We start from the raw sequence: 6,688 nt of genomic DNA on the forward strand, positions 1-6,688 counted from the left end.
GGAGGCAGGACAACTGAAATTTATTGAAAATGAAGGACAACTGTTCCCAGGTTTTGATGTCAGAATTTATGATGGTCATACTCCGGGACAGGTCATACCTTTTATCACTTATAAAGACACCAAAGTAATTTTTGCAGCCGACTTACTACCTTCAACCGGTCATATCCCACTTCCTTACATCATGAGTTACGACATGCAGCCCCTTGTTACCCTCGAAGAAAAAAAGAAATTTCTTGAAGAATGTGCTGATAATCAATATATAATTTTCTTTCAACACGACTATTACAATGAATGTTGTACGGTCAGACATACGCCCAAAGGCGTCAGGCTTGACCGTGTTTTCAGTCTGGAAGAATTCTGCAGAAACTGATTATTTTTATCTTCTCTCCCGTTTTTAAAATTTTTGGTTCGATATTTGAAGAATTACTTTCACTTGAGAATAATTCTTACCTATGAATACTTATTCTTACGAAGAAATCATTGAACTGTTCAGGAATCTGGGAATCAGGACGACCCCACAGAGATTGAGCATTTACCAGCTTTTGTGTTATTCCAAAAGCCATCTGACAGCAGAGCAGATTTATCAATCGCTGGCGGATAAAATACCCGGATTATCGCTGGGAACAGTTTACAAAACACTTGACACGCTGGTAGAAAAAGGCCTTGTCAGAAGATTAAAAGGTACTGATGATTCCGTACATTTTGATGCAGATTTGGATTCTCATTATCACCTCTTTTGTGAAAAAACAGACAAGATAATGGATTACAATGATTCAGAGCTAAAACAAATACTTGATAAATACTTTGAATCAAAGCAGATTGACGGATTCAAAATAAAGGAAATACAATTAAACATTATAGGTGAAACAATTTAAACTTTAAAAAAGGAGATTATTATGTCATTAGTAGGAAAACCAGCACCAAAATTTGTTGCAGATGCAGTCATTAATGGTGGTGAATTTGATGATCAGTTTACACTCGAGCAGTATATCGGGAACAAATATGTTGTATTCTTTTTCTATCCGCTCGATTTTACATTTGTATGCCCGACAGAAATTCTGGCATTTCAAAAAGCACTTCCGGAGTTTGAAAAACGCGATGCAGTAGTAATCGGATGCTCCGTTGACTCCAAATACAGTCATTGGGCATGGCTCAATACTCCGGTTGAAAAAGGTGGTATTCAGGGAGTTAAATATCCTCTGGTTTCCGACCTTTCCAAAACTATTTCAATGAATTATGGTGTTTTGGCCGGAGAATATACAGCTGACGAAGAAGGGAACTGGTCGTTTGATGGTGCCCCTCAGGCCTTCCGCGGTTTGTTTTTGATTGACAAGAATGGTGTGGTTCAGCATGAACTCATCAATCACTTCGGTCTTGGCCGCAGTACTGCAGAAGCCCTTCGTATGCTGGACGCTTTGCGCCATCTTGAACAATACGGAGAAGTTTGCCCTGCCGACTGGCACGAAGGCGAAGAAGCCATGAAAGCCAATGCAGAAGGTGTTGCCAACTATTTGTCGAAACACAAGTAAAATATTTCACATTTTTACAAGCCCTGATACTTTATTATCAGGGCTTTTTTTATGTTTGTCAGCGAAAATTTAAGCTCTAAAATAAACCATTTCAGCTTTTCTACTTGGAGAAAGAGATTTATATAGAATTCGAAAAAGTCAGCAAATCTTTCAGAGATATCAAAGCGGTCAACGAACTTTCTTTTACCATCTTTAAAGGAGATATTTACGGTTTTTTAGGCCCCAATGGTTCAGGCAAAAGTACTTCTATCAGAATGTTGCTTTCCCTCATTTCCCCTGACAGCGGCACCATCAGGCTATTCGGAAAAGACCTTTCTTTTCACAGGTATCAGACACTCAGCAGAATAGGTGCATTGATTGAAAAACCTGATTTTTACAAATATCTCTCCGCCCGAAAAAATCTTGAAATTCTGGCCAGAATATCAAAAGTTAAAAACATTTCCCGAAAGGTTGATGAAGTGTTAGACCTTGTTGGCCTGCTTCCAAGAGCAGACAGTAAAGTGAAAACCTTCAGCCAGGGAATGAAACAACGGCTTGGCATTGCCCAGACCCTTCTACACGACCCCGATCTCATTATCCTTGATGAACCGGCAAACGGTCTTGATCCTCAGGGACATAAAGAAATACGAATGTTGATCAATACACTTACCACCGAAAAGAAAATCACCTTGCTGATGTCGAGTCATCTGCTGAATGAAATAGAGGAAAGCTGCAACCGGATGATAATTATTAACAAAGGTTCAAAAGTAGTGGAGGGTGAAGTGAAGTCGCTGCTGAATACAGAAGAAATGAATGTAGAGTTCTCTTTGGATGATGTTACCAAAGCAATGTCAGCAATCAGTCAGACGCAATGGAGCAATTACTTTAACTATACAGAAGGAAGTTCTTTGTTTTTTAAAATGAATCAAAAGGAAATACCGGAATTAGCTACATTTTTCATACAGAACGGGTTAAAAATTTTCTCCATAAAGCCATTACGCACACTTGAAGAATATTTTATAAAACTAACGACAGATGACAGAGCTGGTTAAGATAGAGCTGTTTAAGATATTCAGCAGGGGAAGAACTTACATTGGCATAGGAGCCATTGTGGTAATTGTACTCGCTATCATCACAGGGGTTTATCTGGAAGGCCAGACAGCTATGGACTTTGTTTTTCAGAGTCTGAAAGAGAATTTTATTTTTCAGGGGAACCTGATAAATGCTTACTTTATTACACATCTGGTACTCAACACTTTATGGATTCACGTTCCTATTCTTGTAGCCCTGGTTACTGGTGATCTGATTGCAGGAGAAGCCAACAGCGGCACTTTCAGACTGATTCTGACACGTCCTGTCAGCCGGACAAAATTACTGGCTGCCAAATTTTTTGCAGGATGGATTTATACCATTTCTCTCGTGTTACTGATGGCTGTTCTTAGTCTTGGGTTGGGGATCATTGTTTTCGGAAAGGGTGATTTAATCGTTTTTAAAGGCACTATCAATATTTTTGAAGAAAATGATATTCTTTGGCGATTTGCTGCAGCATTCGGTTACGGAATCATCACCATGACAGCAGTCGCCTCTTTTTCATTTATGCTTTCTGCTTTTGCTGAAAATTCGATTGGACCTATTATAGGCTCTATTGCCATCATCATTGCCATTACTATCATTACTACTGTTGGTAATACCCTGACAAAACCCATAAATCCTTACCTTTTCACCACCTATCTTCCAGCATGGCAGTTCTTTTTCGACTTTGAACCGAATTATGCTAAAATTTTTCATGCCATTAAAGTTGAATTAATTTATTCGGCTGTTTTTTTGTTAATAGCAATTGTTTATTTCAGAAAAAAAGACATTTTAAGCTAAATGAAATCAATAGCTGTAATAATTATCCTGCTTAATTTTTTCATCTTGAGCCCTGTCTATCCGCAGAAAGATGCAGGAAAAATCCTGAAAGCAGTCAGCGAAAAACTTTCAAAAATAGAGAACTATACGGCTGATGTTCTGGTTAAAATTGACGTTGAAACCATAAAAATCAAAGACCGAAAGGCAAAGGTCATTTTCAGGAAGCCTGACAAATTTGAATTCAAATCGGATGGATTTATCCTGCTGCCCAAAAACAGCGGGCAGGGTGATTTTTTAAAACTCCTCAATCAACAGTCAACCGCCTTGTATGTAGGTGAAGAAATCATCAATAAAATTAAAACCTCCCTGGTGAAAATTATTCCCACCGACCCGCGTAGCGATGTTATTCTGGCTGAACTCTGGGTAGATGTCGCCCGATCACTGGTAGTAAAAATGAAGACCTATACAAAACAAAACGGCTCTTATACCGTTAATTTCTTTTACGCCATGCATCCATTTGATTTGCCCGACAAAATAGTAGTGGAATTTGATCTGAAAGGAATCAAACTCCCTGCAAAACTCTCAGGTGATCTTGAAGACTTGAGTAAACATGTCAGCAAGGGCAATACAAAAGGCAAGGTAACTCTTTATTATTCAAACTATGTTGTGAATAAATAAAACACGATGTTAAGATATTCTTTCTTCTTGATTTTACTTACTCTGTCTTCCGTATTAAAGGCACAGGAGGTGAGGTTTGTCAGTGTGAAAGTCAATCAATTCGGACAGCTCTCCGAATGCAGGTTTAAAGTTTCCGGTATATCAGATACGCTGTATCTGATTGTAAATGAATCAGGCAAACTTACAGGCATTGAAGGGAAATACTCATACAAAACAATGAATGTCAATTACTTTGATCGCTATGCCAACGATGAGGAAAAAGGCAAAATCAGCCAAATCAATAACAATGATTTTACCTATTACTCCTACCTTGAACCGAAAGAAAAAGAAGGTGAAATTGCCGGTATTGGGAAAATAAAATTGGATTATTACACGGCTGACCCCGATAAAGCCGGAAAAATCAGGATGCTTGGTCAACTGGTATTGAATTACTATACCCGTCAGAATGATCCTGCTTTAAGCGGAAAAATATCGAAAGCAGGTGATGTGTTTTTTGATTACTTCTCAAGTGTGTCTGATCTGGAATTAAAAGGAAAAGTTTTAAAAATCGGAGATTATTCCTTTGAATATTATTCCCAGTATGACGATCCGCTGAAAGCCGGAAGAATTAAATCGGTTAAGGGAGAAGACAAGCGTTTTGAATTGATTTTAGTTTTTTAACTCCCCTTTGTTTTATCCCGGTTATTTTTTGAAAAATTACGACACACAGGTTACAGCATATCAGAAGCCATCATTAAAAACGTAAGAACCAAAAATCGTAAACAGTCTGACTTCTGAAGATTTATCAGAAAGTCAAATAATGACAAATTAAGATACAGACATTATTATCAACCGAAAATACCGGCTCAACCCAAACTACCGACAGCTTTTTCGACTTCTTCAAGAATTTCACATGATTTAACCAACTCTTTCATGCGAGTATGGTCAGGATAGAGGGGACGGTCGATATCAAGAAAATCAACGTATTTTCTGATAACTTCCTTAGCTTTTTTAGTTCCGGTACCGAACTCAAAGTTTCTGAAATCGAGTGCCTGAGCAGCAGCCATAAATTCAATACCCAGAATTCCATAAGCATTGTCGAGAATCTGAAAGTTTTTAATGGCAGTATTCATACCCATAGAGACAAAATCTTCCTGATCGGCAGCAGCCGGAATACTCTGAATACTTGCCGGCATCGATAAAATTCGTTGTTCGACAATTTGCATGTCGGCAGTATATTGACTAAGCATAAGTCCGCTGAACATACCTGCACCTTTTGTTAAAAATGCAGGTAAGCCGACACTCAGAGCCGGATTGTTGAGCCTGTTCATTCTGCGTTCCGACAAAACGGAAACCATAGTCACAGCAGCTCCAATCATATCGAGCGGCAATGAAACGGGTGATCCCTGAAAATTTGCACCTGATAAGGAAAGATTATCTTCAGGAACAAAAATAGGATTGTCTCCTACCCCGTTCAGTTCAATTTCTACCTGTTCGCGTGCCCATTTGACAGCATCGTGGGCTGCTCCGATTACCTGTGGAGTTGAACGCATGGAATAAGCATCCTGAACCTTATTTTTAAGCTTTTTATTGGCTAAATCGCCTCCAGCCAGCACTTTCATAATGGCAGCCGCACTACGAACAGCTCCGGGGAAGCCTCTTAATTCATGAATTCTTGGGTGATAAGGAGAAAGGTTGGCCATCAGGGCTTCGAGCGACATGGCAGCAGCTATTTCAGCCTGTTTGAGCCAGTTTTGAACATCATAAAGGAATAAGGCACTCATAGCTGTCAGCAGGTTTGAGCCGTTGATAGCTGAAAGTCCGTCACGTGCTTTCAGACCCGGAACAGGAATTCCTGCTCTGTCCATTGCTTCCTTGCCGTCAAGCAGCTCGCCTTTGTAATATGCTTTACCTTCTCCAAGCAAAAGCAAGGCTATCTGAGACATGGGGGCAAGATCGCCACAGGCTCCTACACTACCCTTTTGGCAAACATAGGGTGTAACCCCTTTATTAAGCATTTCGACAAAGGTTTCGGCAATCACAGGTCTGTTGCCGCTGTTTCCTTTTATCAACACATTAATACGTCCCAGCATGGCTGCGCGGACATATTCAACAGGTGCAGGATCTCCTATACCAGCTGCATGATTGTATATCAGATATCGCTGAAAGTCTTCTATTTGTTCATCACTCAAAACGACTTCTGAAAATTCGCCAATGCCGGTATTTACACCGTACATGATTTCATGGGCAACAATTTTTTTCTCCAGCATTGCCCTGCAAGCTTTCATTTTTTCAAAACAGTCTGGATGAATCTCAACTTTTTCATTATGGCGGGCAACTTTTACTACATCTTCAATCTTAAGATTTTTACCTGTTAATATCAGTGTCATGTTTTTTTATTTTAAACAGTTTAAAAACTCAATTATCAAGGCCTCAAATCTAAGTATTTTTGGAAATGTGCAAATTCATGAATGAGAAAATGTATTTAATCCAAAATCTATATTGAATTAACCATGCGTTTTACGGAATAAAACCTTATCTTTTGATAACCTTAATAGAATTTGATTCATGTTATTGTTGACCTTATTACCTTATTGTGTTTATTTTTGAGGAAAAATAAATAAGATGAAAATAGAGTACAATAATTTATACATCCATTTTGTTTTTACCAC

At 38.8% G+C, this 6,688-nt stretch carries 8 protein-coding genes; 7 read left to right on the forward strand and 1 reads right to left on the reverse strand.

Features of this window, described 5'->3' with window-relative positions; genetic code table 11:
- From GX437_07995 to GX437_08025, 7 genes are all read left to right on the forward strand, one after another.
- Positions 1 to 370: MBL fold metallo-hydrolase (locus GX437_07995; GenBank protein ID NLJ07595.1), on the forward strand; the 370-nt coding region annotated here is incomplete at its 5' end.
- Positions 371 to 452: 82 nt separating this feature from the next.
- Complete coding sequence (locus GX437_08000; GenBank protein NLJ07596.1) at positions 453 to 875, forward strand: transcriptional repressor; 423 nt, start codon at positions 453 to 455, stop codon at positions 873 to 875.
- A gap of 21 nt (positions 876 to 896) precedes the next feature.
- Positions 897 to 1,529 (forward strand): peroxiredoxin, encoded by a 633-nt coding sequence (locus GX437_08005; protein ID NLJ07597.1) that lies wholly within the window; start codon positions 897 to 899, stop codon positions 1,527 to 1,529.
- A gap of 104 nt (positions 1,530 to 1,633) precedes the next feature.
- Positions 1,634 to 2,560, forward strand: coding sequence for an ABC transporter ATP-binding protein (locus GX437_08010; GenBank protein ID NLJ07598.1), 927 nt, complete (start codon positions 1,634 to 1,636; stop codon positions 2,558 to 2,560).
- Positions 2,544 to 3,380, forward strand: a complete 837-nt coding sequence (locus GX437_08015) for an ABC transporter permease subunit (GenBank protein ID NLJ07599.1) — start codon at positions 2,544 to 2,546, stop codon at positions 3,378 to 3,380. Before GX437_08010 ends, GX437_08015 begins: the two co-directional genes overlap by 17 nt.
- Positions 3,381 to 4,037 carry a hypothetical protein gene (locus tag GX437_08020; protein NLJ07600.1) on the forward strand — a complete coding sequence of 219 codons (657 nt, stop codon included), beginning with the start codon at positions 3,381 to 3,383 and terminating at the stop codon, positions 4,035 to 4,037. It abuts the gene before it with no gap.
- Positions 4,038 to 4,043: 6 nt separating this feature from the next.
- On the forward strand, positions 4,044 to 4,697 hold the full coding sequence (locus GX437_08025; protein ID NLJ07601.1) for a hypothetical protein: 654 nt from the start codon (positions 4,044 to 4,046) through the stop codon (positions 4,695 to 4,697).
- Between the two features lie 185 nt (positions 4,698 to 4,882).
- Here GX437_08025 and GX437_08030 read toward each other — a convergent pair whose 3' ends face one another.
- Positions 4,883 to 6,406: an aromatic amino acid lyase gene (locus GX437_08030; protein NLJ07602.1), complete on the reverse strand. Its 1,524-nt coding sequence runs from the start codon at positions 6,404 to 6,406 to the stop codon at positions 4,883 to 4,885.
- Positions 6,407 to 6,688 lie beyond the last annotated feature (282 nt).

Source organism: Sphingobacteriales bacterium (assembly GCA_012517435.1).
Taxonomy (GTDB): domain Bacteria; phylum Bacteroidota; class Bacteroidia; order CAILMK01; family JAAYUY01; genus JAAYUY01.